Origin of the sequence: Pseudoalteromonas sp. RB2-MNA-CIBAN-0110 (assembly GCF_040309305.1) — a bacterium.
Taxonomy (GTDB): Bacteria; Pseudomonadota; Gammaproteobacteria; order Enterobacterales; family Alteromonadaceae; genus Pseudoalteromonas; species Pseudoalteromonas arctica.
On sequence record NZ_JBEOOQ010000025.1, the window covers coordinates 14623 to 35470 of the forward strand.

Consider the following 20848-nt stretch of genomic DNA (forward strand, 5'->3'; position numbering starts at 1 on the left):
AATTGTTAGATATCTTCACTTTTGGTGGTGCTCAAAACGTGCCACCAACTTCTCACCTTGCTCTTGGCTGATACGCGCTATAGAGTTGAGCATATTAGTCACTTCGCGTCTGTCGTATTCATTAGTTACATGCTCATTTATGTCATCAACAATTGCATTTAAATAATTAAATAAACTGTTTCGTGCATCGGTATCTTTATGGGCAACAAACAAAATATTTTTAAATGCCTCAAGCACGTTTGTCATTACGTATGCATCGCCTTTGGCGTAATTACGCAGCGGTGTAAAGTTGTCGTGTAATAACTCATCAAAGCTTGTTTCATGAAGGTATAACAATGGGGCATTATCACTGTGCTTAAACGAGTAGTTAATATCGTTAATTGACAGCCTTTGGATAAGTAAAATACTCAGCATATCAATTGATTTAACCGCAGTACCGGGATCGTTTATGCCTGGGCTCATTGCCTTAACTGCAATCTCAGATATTTGCGTTAACCCATAACGGTAATGATCGCTAATGTACTCTTCTATATAAAAAATAAAGCAGTCGAGAATTTTATTTATCAGGTCTTCATCGTTTGCTATATCTTTATTACATTTTAAAAACGGGTAACCTTTAACTGTAAAATAGCCTTGGTTAACAGAGATATAAACCTTTATATCTTGCTCTGCCAAAATGGCACACAGCTTATCGGTATGTACGCCTTTATAATATCCCTCTGTTTTACTGCTTACCGAATGCCACTTGCTAAAGTCTGGAAAGTCTTCAACTGGGTTCTCTTGTTGTCTTAGTATTATTGTTTTAATTTCGTTTTTAGTTTGGCTAAACAAGCCATTTAATACGTTATCAACCTGAATGGCACGAGAGATTGAATGTATAAAAAAAACAAATAAACCTAATGAAATCAAGCCAAAAACAAGTGCAAACAACACACCAATTGAAGGAATAGCCGTACTGCCACCTTCAAGTTTATTAATGTTTATAAGCATAATAATTGAGTAAATTATGCTGCCTAAATAAAAGCCCAAAACCATTTGGTGTGATTTACGCGTAATAAGCCCAGGCACTACGCGGGGCGATAAACTCGCACTGGCCGAATTTAAAACCACCATTACCATCGAAAAACTAAACACAGTAAGCGAAATAATACTCCCCGCTAAAGTGCTTAAAATAGTACGCGCGTTTTCGGCGCTATCAACAAGTACAACCGATATAAACGATTTCAGCTGCTCAATAGGGGCTAAATATTCAACCGACATAGTTATAATGGCAAATACTAAAAAGCCCACTGAAAGCATAGAAGGGTAAAAGCCAATACTGTTAATCATTTCACGGTAACTGTCGGCTACTTTGCGAGGTACAAACATAAAATCCTTATGTAATTTTCTACTTACTTAATACCCTTAGCTTAGCATAGGCATTTATTAAACTTCTGATAATGCTGCTCAAATTTATATGTTATTATCACGCCCACAATAATAAAGCGCATGCTTATGCGATAAAAATAACAGGAAAACGCCGTGATCATTTCAACTTATGCTGCATTACTTGCATTCTTTTACATTTATTTGAGCTTTAACGTAATAAAAGTGCGCCGCGCGGAGCAGATATCACTTGGTGATAATGGTAACGCAACGCTGCAACGTGCTGTGCGTGCCCACGCTAACTTTATGGAGTACGTGCCAATTGCTTTAATTTTGCTTTTTTTAGCAGAATACCAAGGGCTTGCTAGCCATTACTGTCATATATTAGGTGGTGCGTTATTAATAGGGCGTGTGTTTCAAAATTTAGGCATAGTAGAAAAAAGCCTGAAATATCGCCAAATTGGTACCATTACTACATTTCTGGTGATTATTGTTAGCGCCTTTGTATTGCTAGTGACACGTGGCTAATTAAAGAAAAGTTAATGAGCAAAATATTTATAATAGGTTTACCGCGTACAGGCACTACTAGTGTGTGCCACGCATTTTTAGAGCTTGGTATTACAACGGCGCATACCGCGTATACTAATGCTTGTTTTGAAAATGCTAACGCGATTGCCGACACTCCCATATTTAATGACTTTAAAGCGCTTGATATTCATTACCCAGACTCTAAGTTTATTTATTTAGAGCGCGAACTTGGTGCATGGCTTGTATCAATAAAACAGCTTTTAACGCGTATGCACACTAATTTAACCCGTGCAGACGGGGGCTTTAATATTCATATAAAACGTTGTTATTTAAATACGTTTAGTGAGCTTTCGCTTAATAATATTAGCGACGATAATTACTTAGCAGACTGTTATAAAAAACATTTTAATGATGCTCAAACGTACTTCAATAACCGTGACAACGATTTTTTATCCATTGATATAGCAAAGCCTGATAGCTATAAAAAACTATGCAATTTTTTAGCGTTAAAAAGTGATAAAACTGATTTTGAAAAAATGAATATGGGCGGCAAAGTTACCGCGTGGAACGATATTAAACACCCGTTAAAAGTTGAATCTACGGCTAAAGGACGGATAGATAAATTACTGCCTTACAAGATTTTTTAAATCAAATACGTTAAAATCCCCGCATTATTATTTAAGTTGTACAGAACATGTTTGAATTAAAATACCACACCCCATTTGAATGGACCGAAGTTGTCCTTGCTGACTTTAATACTTTTTTACAAGATCACGCCGCTGCAGAAAAAAAAGCATCGGGTATGGCTATGTCTATGCTTTCGCATTATCCAGACAAACGTAAATTAGTAAAAGCTATGACCGACTTAGCGCTAGAAGAATTAATACACTTTAAACAAGTACTTAAATTGCTTTTAGAGCGCGATGTAAACCTAGGTGACGACAAAAAAGATCCGTACATAAAACAAATACGTGCACTGTTTAGACATGGTCGTGATGGTTTTTTAATGGACCGATTACTGGTTGGCGGTGTAATTGAAGCACGTGGCCACGAGCGTTTTTCTTTAGTTGCACAAGCGCTTCCTGAGGGTAAAGAAAAAGACTTTTATGTTGCTATTGCTAAGTCAGAAGAAAAACATAAAAACCTATTTGTAGAACTAGCTTACGAATACTTTGAAAAAGAAGAAGTTGATGTTCGTCTAGAAGAGTTACTTATAGCTGAAGCTAAAATCTGTGAAAGCATCCCGTTTACAGCCGCTTTGCATTAATTAAAACTAGCGTAAAGCGTATTTTCACTCGCTTTGCGCCACACACCTCTGCTCTTATTTCTTTGTTAACCTCTTCATGAATTGTTGATTTGCAATTTGCGAATCAAAATAATAAAAAACACGTTTATACATTTTAATCCACTGATTATAAATACAAAAACCCTTGGTCTCATACTTGCTACCTATACAGTAAGCAAATTGAGGGAAAGGCTTATGTTAAAATTTATTTTTATACTATTACTAATATCTTTTACCGCTATGGGCAGTGAAAGTCATTTAGATTATATAGAAAATGCAAATGGTGAGCGGGTACAAAAAGTATCGCACTTAGTTAAATGGACGCATACTCGCTTTGTGTTTACCCGTGATATTTCTCGTATTGCACTTGGCCACGAAACAACACTTGATGTGAACGTGGTAAATGGCCGTGAGCTACTAATTTTAGCTAAAAAGTTGGGCCGTACATCTATGATGGTGTGGTACGACGATAAAAGCTCTGAAACATTTTTACTTGGCGTAACCGAAGACTACAGCGTACTAGAAAATGCCTTAAACGACATCCATCCTGACGTACAGCTAACCATAGCGCCTGATCGCCATGCTGTTGTATTACGGGGTGAAGTACCTACTATAAATTATCGTCATGCCGCTTATGAAGCTGCAAAAAACTACCTTTATGCCAGTAGCTCACAAGCATCACAACCCGTTATCACCTCAAATCCTAACCAAGGTATGTTTAATTCACTTGCTCAACGCTTGCAAGGCTTGGGTAACGCAAACAGCGGCAGCTCTCAAAACTCGAGTAAAGTCGCTATTATTAATTTAATAAAAGTAACTCAAGCACCCAAGCCTAAAGAAGAACGTATTAGCGAAGTAATAAAATCAATGGGCGCAGATAAAGTGACCATTAAACGCATCTCGGTTGATGAGTTATCAAATGACGACAACGATGTGTTTTTACTTTCCGGTTCTGTAAAAAACCAGATAGAGCTAGTGCGCTTATTAAATACAATTAATAAATTATTCGAACCAGAGCAAGCATTACAAACTCAGGGTTCTCCTCTTGATCCTAATAATTTAATGGGCGGCGCAACGCAGGATAAAAGTTCAGGTATTGAAGTACTTGCCAACGAGTCAGGCGGTTTAATAAATGATGCTACCTCAGGATTAAATTTAAGTAATGTGAGTTCTAATATTGCAAGAGCAACGTTGCTGTCAGTGGCTGGCGGTAAAGTTTTGTCGAGTATTGAAGTTGAAGATTTACCGCAAGTGCGTGTATCGGTGCAGCTATACGAAGTAAATCAACGTAGGTTAAAGCAATGGCGTCCAGATATTAGCGTGCTCTCTAATGGATATGAAAAAGAAGCGGGCTTATTTGGCCGTGACGGTATGACTAATCGCGAATCTGGCTCTGCAACAATAGAAAATGCGCTGCAATTAATTGGTGGTCAATTAACTAATAACTTACAGCTTTCTACCTCACAGTTTGCCATTGATATGTTGTTTTCATTACTTGAACAAGAAGGTATTTCTCGAACGCTTTCTCGCCCTACAATCACGGTTTTAGCCGGTGAAAGTGCCGTGTTTAAAGTCGGTGGTGAAGTACCTGTACCTACAAGTTATAGCCCATCTGGAATTACCAGCGGGCAGCAAGGTAGTAGTGGATCGGTGTTTAGCGGTACAGAATTTAAATCATTTGGAGTTGAATTAAATGTACGCGCCATGGTTGACGACAAAGACAGAATAACACTTGATCTAAACCCAGTAATTTCATTACCCGATACCACGTTAACCGCCGAAATTGCACAAAGTACAGGCAGCAGTTTAAACAGTAGTGCATTTAATACACGCAGCATGCAAACATCAACACGTTTAAAAGACGGACAACCTCTTATTATTGGTGGCTTAATTAGCACCGATAACAACGCAAGCCACGACTTTGTACCTGATGGCAACGGCAATAGCATGCTAGGAAAGTTAAGCGAAACAACCAGTAAAAGTGAAAACAACCGCGAGCTAATTATTGTTGTTACTCCAAACCTGGTGCGTGAGCCAATTAATACCTTACGTTCGTGGGAACAGGCAAATATCGACACCCAGGTACTTAGCTATATACAGGAGCAAGGGCTATGAGAATATTTTATATTATTTTACTGCTTACTTTATCGGGTTGCGCTCATATTGATTACAAGCCAACAGTAAATCCTTACAACGCGCTGGGTGACATCGTTAAAAAATACCAATTAAATGCCCAACCATTAAAGTGTGAAGGTATAAATGCAAGTAACTGTTTAAACCTAGTGCATGAGGTGAATCAGTTAATGCTTGAACACCCCGATAACACGGCAATACTGTCGATATCGGCATATGTATTTTATAAAAGTGGCCGTGCTAATCAATCTCAACAGGTTATAAACACATTACTGAATAAAGCTAATCCACCATTAAATGCAATTACTTTAGGGGTTACGTTAGCAATAGAGCAAGGTAATTTAGCTAAAGCAAAAAGCATTGCTCAATACGGCGTTGATGTTTTTGGTACACATGCTTCACCATACCTGCAAATGGCCTCTATACATTATGCCCAGGGCAGTTACGTTATAGCTTCAAACTACTTAGAGCTTTCGGTTAAGTTTGGTTTAAATAGTACCGCCTATTTTTACCATAAAGGGTTAATTGAAGAAGCGAATACCAATAATTTATTGGCTTGTGGCTATTATGAGCAAGTTTTACGTGCAGAACCCACGCATAAAAAAGCACTTGCTAGGCGCGGTAAACTCTCCGTTTTAGGTAATTGTTATTCTTAAGGCCTTCGGGCCTTTTTTTATACCCAAAATTTGGCATTATTTAGGAGCCAAAACCACTTTATTATTTATCAAAAATAGGAGTAAAGCTTACGCTCATCCTACGTTTTATACGTAACCTCACAAGACTGCTTTTAATATTTACCCATTACACTATCCATCAGTTTTAATAATACTTTCAATAACGTAAACCTAGCATTATTTATCTAAAATATTTTTAATATTGATTTGCATTTTGCAAATCAAAAATGAAAATATCTAATAAAAAACAACCATTAAAAACATAACAAACTGTATTTAATGGTTATTTATAGCTGGCATGGTCCTCGCAATATGTAAAGTGAGCATAAGCTCTTCTAATTTAAAGGCTACGATTATGAAAACTATTAAACATAACTTAAATAGCAAAAAGCAAAAAGGTTTTGTACTAACGTCAGAGCTAATCATTCTTTCTACTTCAATGGTAGCAGCACTTGTAATTGGTTTATCTACATTACGTGACTCGGTAACCAGCGAACTTGAAGATGTAGCTGAAGCAATTGGCTCACTTGACCAAAGCTATGTATTTGACGGCATGATTAACGCCGAAGGCACTGCTGAAGTGTCTGGCTCTGGGTTTGTAGATTCAGTTGATGTGTACGCAGGTGATGGCAGTTCATTCACTTTTGTTGCATCAGACTTTAGTGAAAGTGCCGCACTTGTTAATGCAACACCAAGCGGCGATGCTGCAACACGTACAGCAGCAGGCGGTTCACAAGGTAACTAACGCAAGGTACCCAATATAAGGCAACCAGGTTTGAATACCAAGCTTAAGGCTCACTGCCACAAAAGTGTGGCAGTGAAAGTTACTCTGGAGGAATATTATGAAAAGTAAAAGTAACAAAGGCGCAACCACTGCGGCTCTCACATTACTCATCACCTCTGGCATGTTAGCTTCGGCTTTGGGCATTAGACAGGTAAACGATGAAAATAGCGTAACAGCCTGGGTAGTAAACAAAAATATGTCGGCCGGTCAAACAGTAACCGTTCACGATGTAGAGCAAAAAAGTATAGATCCAAGTAACTATTCAAATATTGCACTGAGCGTTCAAAACCCACGTGCATTAATTGGTCAAAAATTAGCAACTAACAAAATGGTTGAACAACCCTTGTTCGACACCGATTTTATTAGAGCGAAAAGCCAAAACTTATCAGAAGCCATACCGGCAGGGCGTGTTTTATATACTTTAAAACTAAACACCTTAGATATTCCGCTTTCGCGCATACACAAAGGTGACCGACTCGACATAGTCGCTAAAACTAATCGCTTAGTAAGAACAGTTGCCCGTGATGTACAGCTTATTGGTGTTTCAAAAGGTCCTAAATCGCAAGCCGCTAAAAGTGGCGTAATGGATAATTTAGCTAAAGAGTCTAATTCTGCTGCGGGCGGCGTTTCATTAGTCCTTGCGGTACTTCCAAAAGATGTTTATTCGTTGGCGGGTATAGATAACGCCGACAAAGTTTCAATTATTGTGCATAGCGCTTATGACATTGAACAAGGTCGTTTGCAAAACTTTTCACGCTTACAAACCAGTCGCACAATCGAAGTGGTTAAAGGCGTTAAAAATGAAGCTGTATATGTAGCTAAGTGAGTTTTTATGTTTAATTTATCAAGCAAACATGAAGAAGTTCAAACCAGTTTAAGTACCTTTGAAGAGCTTAAAAAGCTATTGCACGATGCCGTTATCGAAGAGTACGAACAAGAGCCAACCGCGCTTTTATCAAGTAATGTTCTCGAAAAAATCTCTGCATTGTGCAGTGAAATTCCACAATTTAATCAATCTTCATTTAATCAACACCAACAAGAGCAGGTTGTTCAGGCTGTATTTGATGAAATTCAGGGCCTTGGCCCTATTGCACAATTTATGCTGGACGATCAAGTAAGTGATATTTTAATAAACGACACGCAAGATATTTGGATTGATAAACAAGGCAAACTACTTTGCACAGCCAGTAAGTTTGATGACGAACGCCATTTACGCCGATTTGTTGATCGCTTACTTGATGGCTGTGGTCGCCAAGTAAATGCGCTTATGCCAATTGTTGATGGCAAACTAAAAGATGGTAGCCGTGTTCATATTATTGTACCGCCTGCGTGTACCAGCGCCGCGATTGTATCGATTCGTAAGTTTAATCATAAAAAAATAAACGATGACTTTTTAGTTAATAATCATTTTTTAGATAAAAACATCTTATCATTTTTAAAAAGCGCAGTTAAAACAGGCGTTAATATTTTAGTGTGTGGCAATGCCGGGGCAGGTAAAACATCATTATTAAACGTACTTGCTAACTCAATTAACCCAAATGAACGAGTTGTAACCATTGAAGAAAGTGCTGAGCTTAATTTGCATCACAACCACGTTGTGCAATTAGAAGCTCACGACACAAACAGCGATGGTAAAGGTGCAGTAAGCCTAAGAGATTTAGTAAAAGCAGCCCTTAGAATGCGCGCAGATAGAATACTTGTTGGAGAGGTACGCTCTGGCGAAGTAATTGATATGCTCCAAGCAATGAACTGTGGTCACCAAGGTTCGATGACGACCATACATGCTAACAGTGCAAATGATGCCGTTATTCGTTTATCTACCTTAGTGCAGTTACACAATGCACAACTGAGCGATACCCATACAAGTTCGCTAATCGCGTCGAGTATTCAACTTATTGTGCATGTTTCTCGCTCAACTAATGGCACCCGAACTCTAAAAAGTATTGGTGAAATTAAGCGTGTTAATGGCGGCGCACATTTTAGCCCGCTTTATAGTATTAATGAAGCAGAGCCAGTACAAAGTGAGTTAATAGATAACTCAAGTGTTATTGAGTTTATGAAAGGCCAAGGCGTAAATGCACAAGAATTAAAAGCATTACTGCACAATAACCCGGAGGCTAACAATGACTAAACTTGATTATTTATTAGCTATAGCGGCGGTTATAACCTTTGTACTTGCAACTAGTGTGTTGGTTTCTTTGTATGCTAAAAATAAAAGCAGCCAAGGCACTAAAAAAGTAGATATTTTAGAAGAAAAAGACGTACTTACTCTGTCACTACGAGTGCTAGGCTTAAACATAAGTAACGCCTGGTTTATAAGCATGGCGTGCTCGCTCTCTAGTAGTTCATGGTTTTTAGCTAAATTATATTATCCAGAGGCATCAACCAGTGCGTTTATTATTTCAATCGTGGTTTTTGTAACCTGTTTTATAACTGTGATTGACTTGGCTCATTATAAATTAGCAAAATTTGAGCATCATTTTTTAGAATTTATTGAAACCGTACAATCGTGTTTAAGCACTGGGCTATCGCTACAGCAATCAATGCAGTTTGCTGATGAGCATGCAGACCCATATATAAAAAAACAAAGCACCTTACTAATACAACGCATGAGCATGGGGAGTGATGCCGAAACGTCGTTTGCCCCTTTAATTGAAAGATACAACTGCGAAACCGTAAGATTGTTTGCTCATAGCATCATTACACATACACAAAGCCAGTGTGATTTAACCGACATGCTAAAAAGCGTATGCAACATGATGTCGCTTCGGACCCTCGACCGCCAACAGCTAAAAGCTAAGCTTTCGGGCACTAAATACGCTGCTGTATTTAGTGGTTTTTTACCTTACGCACTAATTCCTTTATTTAGCTATACCGATCCAACCTGGTTTGAACCATTATTAAACGACCCTAATGGTATTGCATTTATAACGGTTGCGCTTCTTTGTCAGCTATTTGGTTTTTTATGGCTACGCCTTAGCTTAAGGGTAACATTATGATTGATATACTTTTACTTATCGGACTTTTAGTAAGTATGGGGTCATTTATCCATATTCATAGGCAATCTCTTAAAGTTGAATTAGATAAACCCGATACTAAAAACATTAATTGGTATCCGCTAATCATCATCTCTAAACGTCAATTAAGACAAGCAGGAATTCAAATTAATAAAATATTAATAAGCCTGTACTGCTTCAAAGTGGCAGCTACTTTTAGTGCATTTACAGTTATAGAACTAACAGGGTATGAGCTGAGCCAATCGATTAAATTATTAGTGTGTTTTATGTGTTTTTTTGCACCCGAATGCTGGTTTTTATTACGTAAAAACCAACGTAAAACCGTTATAAATAATAGCTTAGAGTTTTTTTTACGGGTGTTACTGGTTTACATGCGCGCTGGATTTTCACTAGAGCGCTCATTTGCACTAGCGGTTGATCATGGATTAAGTCAAAAACACCCATTATACAAAGAGCTAAAGTTATTTTTATTCGAACTAAGCGCAGGTAAAGATCGTGAATTTGCATTTAATTCACTTTTTGAAAGAACCGGCGTATTAGGAATTAAAAAGCTCGCCAACTTAATGTTAATAGGGTCAAAACTTGGTACGCCACTTATCCAAGCAGTAGAGGCTCAACTTGAAGGCCTAGCTCTAAAAAAGAACATTTTACTCGCTAAAAAGGTAAACAAAAAAGCGATGCACACAACCTTTCCCATTATCTTAATTTGTTTTCCGATGTTTTTGGTATTGGTGTTTTTTCCCGCAGCATTACAAGTAATGAACGTACTTAAAATGCTTGTAGAAGTATTATAGGAGCCTGATATGAAAAAGCATTATCAACAAGGGTACATACTTACTATTGAGCTTATATTAATTATAACAATTTTAATTATTGGCTCAATTGGTGGGGTTATTTTAGTCAGGGATGCCCTTATTAAGCGCCATCAAACTAAGGTAGATAATCAAATTACTGTCGTTGATGCTAATAATAGACCACTCGGTATTGCAGTAAGTTTTGATGAGCACCAAGCCCCACTAATTTTTTATACAGACCGGGGGGCAAACAGCACATACAGAGCGCTAATTGGCATACGAGATGATAGGTTTACCTCACGAGAAGCTGTTTATTACGATGCTCCAAATTGCCAAGGTAATCCGTGTTTAAAGGGCTTAAGCGATGAAGCAACAGACAGCCAAGGTGTGAGTAAACTAAATAATACCGGTAATGTAAGTTATATAAATGCGCTGCAGCAAGGTCCAAATTATGCAATAGGGCAGTTAGGTAATACCGTTATTGGTCAGTTATTAAGAAGTACGCCACAACAATGCCCTGCTAATAGTGAACAAATTCTATCTCGTTATGTATCGCAAAAAGTAGTAACAGGCTCACCTTGTGAAAGCTTTGAAATAGATAAGCAACCGGCCGACAGCAGTTGTTTAGTTGGCTTGACCGCTTTGGGTCGTCCACTTGTAGGAACCGACGGTCGAGAGTTGGCGCTATCATGTGACACATGCCAAGCAGGGTACGAATCGCAAGGCGACATACTTGATTTATATTTACCCGAAGTAGAATCCCTCTTAAAAGATGCACTTAAAGCGCTTAAGTTCGTTCTTATAGGAACAAACTTTGATATAGAGCTTGGCACTATATGCTGCCCAGAAGGGACACGCTTAGAAGAAGATGAAAACATTGTAGAGACACTCGTCTTCACTATTTTACAAACTACATTTGAGCTCGCCGGTATTGATTTAGTAAATAACCTTATTATTAGTGAAACACTGAGCTTAATAGGGATTGAGCCAGGCATTACATATTGCAAAACATCACTTAATTTAGTTAATGCAGAACAAGTAATTAATATCACCACAGGCGAACCTGCACTTAGTAGCTTAACACCACCATTTAAAGTTTTACTGCCAGTACATAGCAGCCAAAACAGTACAACGTGGATACATACTCCCCCAAAAGGGGAAGGAGAACGTCAATGAACGCCTCAAATATATTTACTTCACATGCTAATTTAGCAGATACACAAACTGATGAAATATCAACAGAAATTAAAGAAACGCTAACACTACTAAAACAGTTTTATGATGTTCCAATTGTTAAATTTATCGATTTTAGAGAAGTTTATTCAGAGCAGTTAATAACCTGCAACGATAAAGAAAGCGTCGAAAATGAGTTATTAAGCTATCAAAAACGCTGTACACAAGAAAAACTATATCTATTTGAAGATACTTTTTTTGATGATGTATCAAACAACACGCACAAATTAATTCGTTTTTATGCACAATATCCAATTTATAGTGTCACTAATAAATTAATTGGCGTAGTGCTGATGGCCGATTTAGCACCTAAAACATTAATAGGTTCACAAAAAGATCAGTTTATTTCATTTGCTCAATTATTACAGACACAGTTAAATAAAAATTCAGATTCAGTAAGTAATCAAAGTACTAAGCCTGAGAAAAAAATTATGGTGAAAAGTATATTCATGTATTTAGTTTAGCGCCCGTCGCATTCTTAATTGCATTAGTATTATGTTCATTCACTGCATTACTTCTTTATACTATTGAAAAAAAGGAGCTGCAAAGTAATTACAATCAAAAAACCCAGCAATTACGTAAAACGTTATTTAATGCATTAGAGCGATTTGATAATCAAGGATTGTATATATCTCAAAAAGATTTAGTTATTGCAGGCTTTTTACAAAGCCAAAATAATTATACAAAAGAGCAGCTTAGTAACTTAGTGCAGAGTCAGGTTTCACAAAACTTAACTTACAAAGGGTATGTTGTGTTTGATTCTGAGTATAACCAGCTTGCACTTTGGTCAAAAAATAATTTTGATTTAGCCGCGTATGGATTTACAAACTGGTTAGAAAAATTTAATAAAAGAGCGAATAAACAAGCAGTAGAAGTATTTACGGTTGCTGATACGGCCTTCTTAATTTCTGAAATAAAAATAAAACAAGGCTCTATTTATACACTTACAGCATTTGATTTAAGTAAGTTTTTAAAAGCCGTTATTGGCAAATTAAACACTGAAAATTATAACGTTTTTATAGCAACACCACAGTTTACTTTAGGAAAACAAGGAGAAGTAAACCCGAGTATAATTAAAAATAGTATTAGCGCTTTAAGCAGTCGTTTTCCACCTACTTGGCGCTTGCATGTGCAACCAATGAATAAAATAGTACGACCACAAATAACTAAATACAGTTTAATTAGATTAGGGTTAATCTCTTTTTGTGTATTCGCGTTTGTGTATTATTTTTTACGTTTGCCAAGGCGTTTACACAGTGAAATAAAACAAAAAAATCAGTTAATACTCAATAGAGAGGAGCTTTTTTCAAGTTCTCTGGATGCACTGCCGCATGGGTTTGCTATTTTTAATAGCCATGAATTTCCTGTGATTACCAACAATGCTTTTAATCTTTTATTTGCACAGGTGAATAAACAAAACAGTCAGCTATCGTATAGCCAGCTGATAAGTATTGCGCAGCAGCATAATATTATAAATCACTACCATGAACATCATAAGCTTGATGATGACCGTAACCAATTAATAGATATAGGTTTTACAGACGGGAAGTGGATAACTGTATTACAAAGACATACAGATTTTAATGGTTTTGTTTGCTACTTTAGAGATGATACAGAGGCACATCAAAAAGAATGTTTACTCGCTGATGTTCTCGAAAAATCAAAACAGACAAATCAATTAAAATAAAAATTTGTTACAAGGCTTAGCCGTCAGTTAAAAACGCCTTTATCATCTTTAAAGTCATTAGTTGAAATATCTAAAGATCCAATAAGCTTTAACGAATTTAAAAACAATGTGGGGAATATTTCTGATGCATGCGACCAGCTCGAAAGTGTAATTCAACAACTCATAAATATAAATAAATCGGAAATAGGTAAGTTAAAGCTTCAGGCCAAAAACGTAAACCTAAATCAAATGATCAATAATAATATGTCGATTTTAGCTAAAGAGGCTGAAAATAAAAGAATCGTTCTTAAAAATAATATTACGCCTGAATTAACGGTCGCAAGCGATGAAAAGTTAATTTCTCAATTGGTTATTCAATTAGTGACTGAGGTTTTTGATTCATCAAATAATACAACGCTTTCAATTAACGCTCAGATTAAAAATGAAAGTAAACGTAATTACTTATACCTCGATTTTTCATTAAGTAATTTAATCAACACTAACCATTTTATAACTGAACTTAAAAGCATTTCGGGTGATGATATAACGCGCTTTATAGATGATAAAGACTTATCATTAGAGTTAAAGTTTTTTATCTCGATATTTAAAATGCTTGGTGGGAAAGCGATAATTATTAGCAGTAGTGCCAATAAAACGACGATATCACTTTCTATGTTGGTCAACATAGCAACCAAACAAGGTAAAGACAATGAGCAAGAAGTACCAAGTAGCTCGTTAACAAATAATGATTTAGTAAAAGCTAGTTTAGTAACTAACAAACACCAAAACACGCTATTACTGGTTGATGACGATCCTCTTGTTGAGATTGTAATTAGAGCGATGCTAAAAAATGAGAATATTAAAATAGATTACGCGCGCAGTGCAATAGAAGCAATGTTGATGGTATCGCAAAACAGTTACGACATTATTTTAATGGACATAGTAATGCCAGAATTGTCGGGAACTGACGCTATGTTAAAAATTAAAAAACACAGTGACAATTTGAAAACTAAAATAATTGCGCATACATCGACACCCGATACAGATTCAAAATACGTTAACCAGGGCTTTGATGACATGCTATTAAAACCAGTAAAACAAGGTGTATTAATAAACCAAATAACACGCATTTTAAAAGATAAGTCGTTATAAATTAGCGTATATTACTGGAACAGTAATGAGGTAAAACATGAAAAACACTATTGAAAATATGGCTGAAGTTATCGAGTTTAAAGTAACGCCAATAAATAAAACTAAACGACTGCTTTTAGTAGATGATGACTTGCTAATAGAAATAGTAATTAGAAAAATGCTTAACGAAGAAAATATTTTAATAGATTTCGCATCAAGTGCTATAGAGGCGCTACTTATGGTTTCTCAAAATATTTACGATATTATTTTAATGGATATAGTAATGCCGCAATTTACAGGCACCGACGCAATGCTAAAAATAAGAAAGCATGCTGACGCATCAGCAACAAAAATTATCGCTCATACATTTAGTGAAAACGAAAATAGTGATAACAAGTATGTGAAGCTTGGGTTTAACGGCCTGTTATTGAAGCCAGTTAAGCAAAGTGTATTAATAGAAAATATTAGATATTTTTTGGAATGATAAATAGAAACAGTAGGGCGGTTAACTATTTTTTATTTATAGCTTACTAAAAAGTTAAATTATAATTTTTGAAAGCACTAATATTTATTAGTGCTTTTGTGTATATGAACCTTTAATTTATTTAAATTTGTAAAAGTTCTTTAATAAGAATAATTTTTTCAAATTATTCCTTCAAAGTATTAAAAACTACGCTTTTGTAATTGTTGCATGTATACGAGTCATCGTTTCACACTTCTTAAAGCGGTTTGATAATCACAATTATTAAACACTGCAATATTATAAAGTCAGTAAATTTATTTAGCCTAGAGCCCACGTATCACAGGGGTTTAACTTTTAAAACATTAAGATTTTTTAATAACTAATAAATACTCATCTTGGGATGGAATTTGCTTTATAAGGCTATATTCCAATTTTATAGTTTAATAAACATTATAATTTTTAATGTTAAAGAGGAAAAATTATGAACAAGACACAGTACGTTACAGTAGAAGGTCATCAAATTGCTTATCAAGAAATGGGACAAGGAACACCTTTATTATTGATACACGGAATACCAACTAATAAATTATTATGGCGAAATGTGATGCCAAAACTTGCATCAAAACATCGAGTAATAGCGCCTGATTTACTAAACTTTGGTGAATCTGATATGCCAATTAACACCGATGTATCTATAAATGCGCAATGTAGAATAATGTGTAAGTTTATGGAAGAACTCGGTATTTCTAAAGTTAATATTGCTGCACATGATATTGGTGGTGGTGTTGCTCAATTAATGGCTGTAAATCATCCGGATAAAGTAAACGGGTTGGTTTTAATTGATAGTGTATGTTTTGATTCTTGGCCAATACCAGAATTTGAACCTTTGCTAGAACCAGGTGTAGAAGAAAAAACAACTGTAGCTGAATTTGTAGATACATTAAGAGATTTCATGCCCAAAGGTGTTTACGACTCGAGCGTAATGACTGAAGAGTTGATGAAAATATACTTAGCACCATGGAGTAATGAAAAAGGAAAAGCAGCTTTATTTAGTAACATGCGCAGGCTCAATAAAGAATATACCGAAGCTATTACAGGCGATCTTAAAAGCTTACCTCATGAAACACTCATAATATGGGGTAAAGAAGACAAGTTTCAAAAGCCAAAGTATGCGCCAATGTTAGAAGAAGCAATTCCAAATTCATCATTGATTTGGATAGATAAAGCCGCTCATTGGGTTATTGATGAACATCCAGATAAAGTGTCTGAGCTTATTAGTGAATTTATGAATGATAAAACGTTCTAGTGAATTAGTAGGATAATTTTAAAGCTATTTGTTTCAATACGTTAAGTTTGATTGGGTAAAGTAGCGAATAGGCAATCATTGTAATACCGTTTGATAATATTAATAACCAAGCGGTATTTTTATATGTTCAAGAAGCTAATACCGTAAATGGGTAAGGCACTGACTATTAAGATAAGTAGGTTAATGCTTATTAAATAGTCAAAATATCGCGTTTATACGTTAATTAATGAAGGTGAGTAACTTGGTTATGTATTTATTTATGCTATTTAACATAATATAAATTATAGGTAGTTAATGTATATATAGAAAGAGCGCTTAAATGCGCCCTTACTATGTCCAATACTAGACGGTATCGGACATTAAGTGGTTTTATTACAATAACAGGAATTACTAATACAGATACTTTATTTATCAATTTGTTTAATCAATACTTAATAAACGCTCAGCTGTATATTCGTTAGTAATTAATCCACTGATCATGTTTGACCTTACTGCGCCCAAAATGGCTAACACTTTTTCTTCGCCAGCAGCTATCGCATAAATCTGTTTGTTAGCATTTGTTTTTAATGGCGTACTTGCTACGCGCTGATTAACTGTGCAATCTAAAAGCTTACCGTTTTTATCAAACACCCAACTAATCATTTCACCAACAGCACCAAGATCTTGTAACTCTTTAAGTTCTTGCGCATCAATAAAACCATCTATATGTAATGGCGACTTTTCACCTAAGCTACCAATACCCACAAATGTTACATCGGCATCTTTAGCGAGTTTTAAATTACCGGTAATATTTTGTTGTGCATGTAACTGTTCTTTTTCTTCAATACTTCTTGGTAAAACTGGCAATGGCATTGGGTAATGTTTTGCATTGGTGTGTTCGGCCATTCTTACTACAACATCATAAGGTGAAGCCGATCCATCTAAAGCCATATTACCTAGCATGGCTACAATTTTATGTTGCGGACAATCAACAGTTCTTAGCTCATCCACACATGAACGTAAAACTCGACCGGTTCCCATAGCAAGTACTTTGGGTTGTTCTGATTTTAAATGACGTTCTATTTCAGCCGCGCCAGCTTGAGCCAAACCTAATGTAGATGATGGTTCAGACGGATCGCTCGGTACAACTTCACACGAATCTAACCCAAAACGGCTTTTTAATTTTTCGGCCAAATCCATACATTTGGCAATCGGGTGGTCAAGTCTAACTTTAATTAGACCTTGGCTCACAGATAATGCGACCATTCTTTGTGCAGATTGACGAGATATATTTAGCTTTTTAGCAATTTCATCTTGTGTGTTACCGCCAACATAATATAACCACCCTGCTCTGGCTGCATCATCTAGCTTTCTAATTTCTGTATTTGATAGCTTTACCACGTAAACCTCTTAAAATATAAGGAAAACTAAATCCTTATTTTCATTACATAATTTTAATTATATGTGCTGCTATATAAATTATTTTATTAATTTTGGAATATCTATTTATCAATAACGTTTTTGTTATTTATAATTGTAAATATACCATTCCTTAATAAAAAATACCTAGGTTTCATAGGATTATGTAATTAGAATTTAGTTAATAGCACCTTTATAAAGGTGCTATTTAAGGTATTTAAAAATTGGCTTTAGCGAATTGTTAAACCGTTATTATCAAACTTTAATACTTTATCTGCCGGTACGCTTAGGTAAATACTGTCGCCATATTTTAATGGGCAATCACCATCTGCTTTTACTGTTACGGTCCCTTTGCCTTCAATATTTATATGTAAAAAGCTCTCCGATCCTAAATGTTCAATTACACCGACAGTACCAGCCCACGTTCCTTGCTCAGTAGAGAGTGTTATATGCTCTGGTCGTATACCAATACAACTAACATTCGCATCTTCATTTTGTGGAGCATCTATAAAGTTCATTTTTGGAGAGCCAATAAAACCAGCTACAAATTTGTTTACTGGGTTTTTATAAAGCTCTAAAGGTGTGCCTACCTGTTCAATAATACCGGCATTAAATACCGCGATTCTATCTGCCATTGTCATAGCTTCAACCTGATCGTGCGTAACATAAATCATTGTTGTAGCTAAACTTTTATGTAATTCAGATATTTCTAAACGCATATTTACACGTAGTGACGCATCAAGATTTGAAAGCGGTTCATCAAATAAAAATGCCGAAGGCTGACGTACAATTGCGCGCCCTATTGCTACACGCTGGCGCTGTCCGCCCGATAATTGCCCAGGCTTTCGGTCTAAATAATCAGTTAAATTTAGAATTTTAGCGGCGTTAGCAATTTTACTTTCGATTTCTGTAGGGCTAACTTTGGCTCTTTTTAAAGGAAAAGCAATATTATTACGCACGGTCATATGCGGATATAACGCGTAGGATTGAAACACCATTGCTAAGCCTCTTTTTGCAGGCGGTGTTTTTGTAGCGTCAATGCCGTCAATTTCTATATTACCACTGGTGGTATCTTCAAGACCTGCGATCATACGAAGTAATGTAGATTTACCACAGCCCGACGGACCAACAAAAACAATGAACTCACCGTCTTTTATTTCTAGATCGAGCGGTTTAATTACGTTAACTTCATCAAAGTTTTTAGTGACTTGTTTTAGTGTGATGCTGCCCATGTGTATTCTCCTATTTTACTGCGCCGAAACTTAATCCACGCACTAATTGTTTTTGACTAAACCAACCAAGTATTAAAATTGGCACAATGGCCATGGCAGATGCTGCCGATAACTTAGCGTAAAATAACCCCTCAGGGCTTGAGTAACTGGCAATAAATGCCGTTAAAGGTGCAGCATTTGCAGCGGTTAAAATAAGTGTCCAAAAAGCTTCGTTCCACGACAAAATTACATTTAACAATAGCGTTGAGGCTATACCCGGTAAGGCTATTGGCAATAAAACATGGAATATTTCTTCACCAATTGTTGCGCCATCCATACGAGAAGCTTCAAGTATTTCGTTTGGTATTTCTCTAAAGTAGGTGTAAAGCATCCATACCATTATTGGTAAGTTAATGAGTGTCATTACAATAACCAAACCTAATTTTGTATCGAGTAATGCGAAGTCTCGAAACAATAAATAAATCGGAATAAGTACCCCTACTGGCGGTAACATTTTGGTTGAAAGCATCCACATTAATAAATGCTTTGTTTTTTTAGTTTGCACAAACGCCATAGACCACGCAGCAGGTACCGCAATTAATAACCCTAGTAAACTTGAACCTAGCGATATAACCACAGAATTCCAAAAATGGGTAAAGTATGGCGAACGCGACAGTACATCTCGGTAATTTTCGAGCGTCCAATCAAACGCATATAAGCTTGGGCTTGCTGAAATTGCTTCGGCTTCCGTTTTAAAACTGGTGATTAACGTCCATAAAATTGGAAAGAAAATCATGCCGCTTATTGTCCATGCAGCAATGGTATAAATTAGTTTGGAACGACGGCTATCTTTTATAGTCATAATTAACCCTCCAAGTTTTTGCCAATTAAGCGCATTAAAAATATAGCGACTATATTTGCAATAATAACTGCAACTATGCCCCCTGCCGAACCGCCGCCTACATCAAACTGAAGTAGCGATTGCGTATAAATTAAGTACGTTATATTGGTTGACGAATAACCAGGACCGCCACTAGTTGTGACTAATATTTCAGCAAAAATTGACAGTAAAAATATAGTTTCGATTAATATAACCGCAGTTACAGCGCGCGATAAGTGCGGTAAAACGATGTAAAAAAACTTACTAAATGGGCCTGCTCCGTCCAAATCAGCCGCTTCTAATTGCTCGCGGTCTAATGATTGTATTGCTGTTAGCAGTATTAATGCTGCAAATGGTAACCACTGCCAAGACACAATAATGATGATTGAAAATAACGGCATTTGAGCAAAAAAGTCGATAGGTTCAAAGCCAAGCCAAATCGCAAAGTGTGCAAATAAGCCATTAACTGGGTTCATTAGCATGTTTTTCCATACCAATGCCGACACAGTTGGCATTACAAAAAATGGGGCTAGTACCATAATGCGAACGTAGTTTCGTCCCCATATTGCTTGGTCTAGTAAAATAGCTAAGCCAATACCACCACAAATAGTGATCAGTAAAACCCCAGTTACTAGGTAGAGCGTGTTAAAAAATGATTCAACAAAAGCCGGATCAGTTAGGAAAAATTCATAGTTTAAAAAGCCTACAAACTCTTTATCCCCTGGAACGAGTAAGTTGTAATCAATAAAAGAAAAATACAGTGTCATACACAGCGGAACTATCATCCAAGCAAGTAATAAAATTACACTTGGAAGAAGCATAAACCGAGCAAGCGTGCGCGAGTTAGTTGTTGCCATAAAGGTGACCTTAAAAAAGCCAATTCTATTTACTTGTTAACTATCAAGTGAAAATCAGAAACCCTTGATAGCGTTTATAACTAACAAGTAAATAGAATTGACATAAAATATTGGGTAAGTTTG

At 36.3% G+C, this 20848-nt stretch carries 21 protein-coding genes and 1 pseudogene; 17 read left to right on the forward strand and 5 right to left on the reverse strand.

Annotation, left to right across the window (positions count from 1 at the left end):
- Nucleotides 1–15: 15 nt before the first annotated feature.
- Entirely contained in the window at nucleotides 16–1368 is a 1353-nt protein-coding gene (locus tag AAEY68_RS12905) for a DUF2254 domain-containing protein (protein ID WP_024593647.1), read from the reverse strand.
- Between the two features lie 153 nt (nucleotides 1369–1521).
- Here AAEY68_RS12905 and AAEY68_RS12910 point away from each other — a divergent pair, with 153 nt between their 5' ends.
- The 17 genes and pseudogenes from AAEY68_RS12910 (at nucleotide 1522) to AAEY68_RS12990 (ending at nucleotide 16379) form a co-directional block, all read left to right on the forward strand.
- Nucleotides 1522–1893, forward strand: a complete 372-nt coding sequence (locus AAEY68_RS12910; protein ID WP_007586689.1) for an MAPEG family protein — start codon at nucleotides 1522–1524, stop codon at nucleotides 1891–1893.
- Between the two features lie 14 nt (nucleotides 1894–1907).
- Nucleotides 1908–2540 carry a sulfotransferase gene (locus tag AAEY68_RS12915; RefSeq protein WP_024593646.1) on the forward strand — a complete coding sequence of 211 codons (633 nt, stop codon included), beginning with the start codon at nucleotides 1908–1910 and terminating at the stop codon, nucleotides 2538–2540.
- 47 nt (nucleotides 2541–2587) lie between these two features.
- Nucleotides 2588–3160 (forward strand): MiaE family protein, encoded by a 573-nt coding sequence (locus tag AAEY68_RS12920; RefSeq protein WP_007586685.1) that lies wholly within the window; start codon nucleotides 2588–2590, stop codon nucleotides 3158–3160.
- Between the two features lie 213 nt (nucleotides 3161–3373).
- Nucleotides 3374–5293: a pilus assembly protein N-terminal domain-containing protein gene (locus tag AAEY68_RS12925; protein WP_024593645.1), complete on the forward strand. Its 1920-nt coding sequence runs from the start codon at nucleotides 3374–3376 to the stop codon at nucleotides 5291–5293.
- Nucleotides 5290–5967 (forward strand): tetratricopeptide repeat protein, encoded by a 678-nt coding sequence (locus AAEY68_RS12930; RefSeq protein ID WP_024593644.1) that lies wholly within the window; start codon nucleotides 5290–5292, stop codon nucleotides 5965–5967. The genes AAEY68_RS12925 and AAEY68_RS12930 overlap by 4 nt, the downstream gene beginning before the upstream one ends.
- 373 nt (nucleotides 5968–6340) lie before the next feature.
- Nucleotides 6341–6730, forward strand: a complete 390-nt coding sequence (locus AAEY68_RS12935; RefSeq protein ID WP_010552792.1) for a hypothetical protein — start codon at nucleotides 6341–6343, stop codon at nucleotides 6728–6730.
- A 97-nt stretch (nucleotides 6731–6827) separates the two neighbouring features.
- Nucleotides 6828–7595 (forward strand): hypothetical protein, encoded by a 768-nt coding sequence (locus AAEY68_RS12940; RefSeq protein ID WP_007586678.1) that lies wholly within the window; start codon nucleotides 6828–6830, stop codon nucleotides 7593–7595.
- Between the two features lie 6 nt (nucleotides 7596–7601).
- Complete coding sequence (locus AAEY68_RS12945; RefSeq protein ID WP_024593643.1) at nucleotides 7602–8900, forward strand: TadA family conjugal transfer-associated ATPase; 1299 nt, start codon at nucleotides 7602–7604, stop codon at nucleotides 8898–8900.
- On the forward strand, nucleotides 8893–9768 hold the full coding sequence (locus AAEY68_RS12950; protein ID WP_024589373.1) for a type II secretion system F family protein: 876 nt from the start codon (nucleotides 8893–8895) through the stop codon (nucleotides 9766–9768). The genes AAEY68_RS12945 and AAEY68_RS12950 overlap by 8 nt, the downstream gene beginning before the upstream one ends.
- The gene (locus AAEY68_RS12955; RefSeq protein ID WP_350586068.1) at nucleotides 9765–10580 is read left to right on the forward strand and encodes a type II secretion system F family protein; all 816 of its coding nucleotides are present in this window, start codon (nucleotides 9765–9767) and stop codon (nucleotides 10578–10580) included. The genes AAEY68_RS12950 and AAEY68_RS12955 overlap by 4 nt, the downstream gene beginning before the upstream one ends.
- Before the next feature lie 9 nt (nucleotides 10581–10589).
- Nucleotides 10590–11756, forward strand: coding sequence for a hypothetical protein (locus AAEY68_RS12960; protein WP_024593642.1), 1167 nt, complete (start codon nucleotides 10590–10592; stop codon nucleotides 11754–11756).
- Complete coding sequence (locus AAEY68_RS12965; protein WP_029751269.1) at nucleotides 11753–12277, forward strand: hypothetical protein; 525 nt, start codon at nucleotides 11753–11755, stop codon at nucleotides 12275–12277. Before AAEY68_RS12960 ends, AAEY68_RS12965 begins: the two co-directional genes overlap by 4 nt.
- 158 nt (nucleotides 12278–12435) lie before the next feature.
- Nucleotides 12436–13500, forward strand: coding sequence for a hypothetical protein (locus AAEY68_RS12970; protein ID WP_350586070.1), 1065 nt, complete (start codon nucleotides 12436–12438; stop codon nucleotides 13498–13500).
- Between the two features lie 60 nt (nucleotides 13501–13560).
- Nucleotides 13561–13623 (forward strand): annotated as a pseudogene (locus AAEY68_RS12975) (hypothetical protein); the annotation flags it as partial.
- A gap of 120 nt (nucleotides 13624–13743) precedes the next feature.
- A complete protein-coding gene (locus AAEY68_RS12980; protein ID WP_350586089.1) occupies nucleotides 13744–14631 on the forward strand; it encodes a response regulator in 888 nt (295 codons plus the stop codon).
- Between the two features lie 37 nt (nucleotides 14632–14668).
- Nucleotides 14669–15094 carry a response regulator gene (locus AAEY68_RS12985; protein ID WP_010552799.1) on the forward strand — a complete coding sequence of 142 codons (426 nt, stop codon included), beginning with the start codon at nucleotides 14669–14671 and terminating at the stop codon, nucleotides 15092–15094.
- 460 nt (nucleotides 15095–15554) lie between these two features.
- On the forward strand, nucleotides 15555–16379 hold the full coding sequence (locus tag AAEY68_RS12990; RefSeq protein ID WP_024593641.1) for an alpha/beta fold hydrolase: 825 nt from the start codon (nucleotides 15555–15557) through the stop codon (nucleotides 16377–16379).
- 420 nt (nucleotides 16380–16799) lie between these two features.
- Here AAEY68_RS12990 and AAEY68_RS12995 read toward each other — a convergent pair whose 3' ends face one another.
- From AAEY68_RS12995 to AAEY68_RS13010, 4 genes are all read right to left on the reverse strand, one after another.
- Nucleotides 16800–17759 (reverse strand): sugar-binding transcriptional regulator, encoded by a 960-nt coding sequence (locus AAEY68_RS12995; RefSeq protein ID WP_002960874.1) that lies wholly within the window; start codon nucleotides 17757–17759, stop codon nucleotides 16800–16802.
- Nucleotides 17760–18007: 248 nt separating this feature from the next.
- Complete coding sequence (locus tag AAEY68_RS13000) at nucleotides 18008–19009, reverse strand: ABC transporter ATP-binding protein (RefSeq protein ID WP_024593640.1); 1002 nt, start codon at nucleotides 19007–19009, stop codon at nucleotides 18008–18010.
- A 10-nt stretch (nucleotides 19010–19019) separates the two neighbouring features.
- Complete coding sequence (locus AAEY68_RS13005; RefSeq protein ID WP_024589367.1) at nucleotides 19020–19850, reverse strand: carbohydrate ABC transporter permease; 831 nt, start codon at nucleotides 19848–19850, stop codon at nucleotides 19020–19022.
- A 2-nt stretch (nucleotides 19851–19852) separates the two neighbouring features.
- Entirely contained in the window at nucleotides 19853–20725 is an 873-nt protein-coding gene (locus AAEY68_RS13010; RefSeq protein WP_350586073.1) for a carbohydrate ABC transporter permease, read from the reverse strand.
- Nucleotides 20726–20848: the final 123 nt, after the last annotated feature.

What these genes read in the sequence shown, in the direction of transcription:
- AAEY68_RS12930 (WP_024593644.1), top strand. Translation starts at nt 5,290, where the DNA reads ATGAGAATATTTTATATTATTTTACTGCTTACTTTATCGGGTTGCGCT.
- AAEY68_RS12950 (WP_024589373.1), top strand. Translation starts at nt 8,893, where the DNA reads ATGACTAAACTTGATTATTTATTAGCTATAGCGGCGGTTATAACCTTT.
- AAEY68_RS12940 (WP_007586678.1), top strand. Translation starts at nt 6,828, where the DNA reads ATGAAAAGTAAAAGTAACAAAGGCGCAACCACTGCGGCTCTCACATTA.
- AAEY68_RS13000 (WP_024593640.1), bottom strand. Translation starts at nt 19,009, where the DNA reads ATGGGCAGCATCACACTAAAACAAGTCACTAAAAACTTTGATGAAGTT.
- AAEY68_RS12960 (WP_024593642.1), top strand. Translation starts at nt 10,590, where the DNA reads ATGAAAAAGCATTATCAACAAGGGTACATACTTACTATTGAGCTTATA.
- AAEY68_RS12915 (WP_024593646.1), top strand. Translation starts at nt 1,908, where the DNA reads ATGAGCAAAATATTTATAATAGGTTTACCGCGTACAGGCACTACTAGT.
- AAEY68_RS12925 (WP_024593645.1), top strand. Translation starts at nt 3,374, where the DNA reads ATGTTAAAATTTATTTTTATACTATTACTAATATCTTTTACCGCTATG.
- AAEY68_RS12990 (WP_024593641.1), top strand. Translation starts at nt 15,555, where the DNA reads ATGAACAAGACACAGTACGTTACAGTAGAAGGTCATCAAATTGCTTAT.
- AAEY68_RS12945 (WP_024593643.1), top strand. Translation starts at nt 7,602, where the DNA reads ATGTTTAATTTATCAAGCAAACATGAAGAAGTTCAAACCAGTTTAAGT.
- AAEY68_RS12905 (WP_024593647.1), bottom strand. Translation starts at nt 1,368, where the DNA reads ATGTTTGTACCTCGCAAAGTAGCCGACAGTTACCGTGAAATGATTAAC.
- AAEY68_RS12935 (WP_010552792.1), top strand. Translation starts at nt 6,341, where the DNA reads ATGAAAACTATTAAACATAACTTAAATAGCAAAAAGCAAAAAGGTTTT.
- AAEY68_RS12920 (WP_007586685.1), top strand. Translation starts at nt 2,588, where the DNA reads ATGTTTGAATTAAAATACCACACCCCATTTGAATGGACCGAAGTTGTC.
- AAEY68_RS12980 (WP_350586089.1), top strand. Translation starts at nt 13,744, where the DNA reads ATGTCGATTTTAGCTAAAGAGGCTGAAAATAAAAGAATCGTTCTTAAA.
- AAEY68_RS12965 (WP_029751269.1), top strand. Translation starts at nt 11,753, where the DNA reads ATGAACGCCTCAAATATATTTACTTCACATGCTAATTTAGCAGATACA.
- AAEY68_RS12955 (WP_350586068.1), top strand. Translation starts at nt 9,765, where the DNA reads ATGATTGATATACTTTTACTTATCGGACTTTTAGTAAGTATGGGGTCA.
- AAEY68_RS12985 (WP_010552799.1), top strand. Translation starts at nt 14,669, where the DNA reads ATGAAAAACACTATTGAAAATATGGCTGAAGTTATCGAGTTTAAAGTA.
- AAEY68_RS13010 (WP_350586073.1), bottom strand. Translation starts at nt 20,725, where the DNA reads ATGGCAACAACTAACTCGCGCACGCTTGCTCGGTTTATGCTTCTTCCA.
- AAEY68_RS13005 (WP_024589367.1), bottom strand. Translation starts at nt 19,850, where the DNA reads ATGACTATAAAAGATAGCCGTCGTTCCAAACTAATTTATACCATTGCT.